At 66.3% G+C, this 1358-nt stretch carries 2 protein-coding genes; both read right to left on the bottom strand.

Annotated features, from left to right (window positions below; genetic code table 11):
* A partial coding sequence (locus AC1DS3_RS38735; protein ID WP_477129374.1) for an MFS transporter occupies positions 1-897 on the bottom strand: 897 nt, incomplete at its 3' end.
* Between the two features lie 177 nt (positions 898-1074).
* The coding region (locus AC1DS3_RS38730) for a hypothetical protein (RefSeq protein WP_477129373.1) at positions 1075-1358 on the bottom strand (284 nt) is incomplete at its 5' end.

Genomic DNA, 1358 nt, shown 5'->3' with positions numbered 1-1358 from the left:
GCTCAGCAGGATGGCGCCCGACATCGCAAAGCAGGACCATGCCGCGATGGTCGTCTTGAGCGAGCTGCGCCGCACCAGCACGGGCAGGAAGAATGCGGTCAGGAACCCGCTCACGCTCAGCAGCGTCAGCGCGATGCCCCGCGGGCCGGAATTCAAGCCGTACACGCTGGCCAGGTAAGGGCCGCTCCACGCGTTGCGGAACGCCGTGCCTGCCGCCATGGCGACGCACATCGGGATCAGGGTCCACAAGGGGACGATGGCCAGCAGCTTCGCGCTTTGCGAGAGCATGGAGCCCAGCGGCACATCGCGCGCCTCGGCATGGCCATCATCCCGCACGAAGCGCCAGACACCGTAGCAGGCCACCACCATGCACAGCGCCGCGGCGGACATCGCCACGCGCCAGCCGAGCAGATGCATGGCCCATCCGAGCGGCGCCGTGGCGCACAGCGCGCCGACCATGCCGGTGGCATTGGACTGGCTGACGACCCGCGTGTAGTTTTTCTCGGAAAGTTGCTCGGAAGCAAAATGCAGCAGCCCCATGAAGACCGGCGCGCAAGCCAGCCCCAGCCCAGCCTGCGCCAGCATGGCAACGGTACCGTTCGGCGCCAGTGAGAACACCACGGCGGACACCGCGCCAATGGCCAGCAGCAGGGACGTCGGCTTGCCCACGCCATACCGGTCKAACGCGATCCCCACGGGAATCTGCGCAACCGCGAATGCCAGGAAGAAGGAGGAAGACAAGGTGCCGAAGCCCGCCGCCGACAGGCCGAAGTCGTGCTGGAGCTCCGGCGCCATCACCGCCAGGCAGCTGCGATAGAACTGGCTCAGCGCGAACGCGAAGGTCAGCAGGACGATGCCCCGGCGCGCGCGCCGCGCCAGAGTCGCGGCGTCAGCCACAGAGGTGAGCTCGCGATCATGCGCAGCGCTGGCCGGATTGTTCAACTTGGTGTCTCTTTTCGTAGGAGGGCTGCCTTTTACCAGGCTTGTCCCGCGGCTTGCCGGAGCATTCGGGATGCAGGCCCGGTATTCTACGCCCGCTCCCGCTGGCCTGCTCCGGCCGGCCGCTAGCCCGCGCTATGCCCCGGCGGTAAACAGCGCGAACGAGGCAATGATCGCGATCAGAAGGATGGGGAACGCCCAATACTGCATGGGGATCCAGAACAGCGTATGGCGCTTGCGCAGCTCCACGGACTCCTGCGTGTTGGGATCGACCAGGATGCGGCCCGGACGCGAATTGAGGCGCTTGCCGAGATAGAAGACTGCCGCGGCCGACAGGATCAGCGATAGCACGATGGTCGCCATGTTGGAGAGATTCACCAGCGCGCCCAGCAGGGTCATGACAAGCATGACGGCAAGGG

It is taken from the genome of Cupriavidus sp. 01L46 (genome assembly GCF_056399905.1).
Note: the sequence above shows the minus strand (reverse complement) of the source record. Positions and strands in the feature narration are given on the sequence as shown.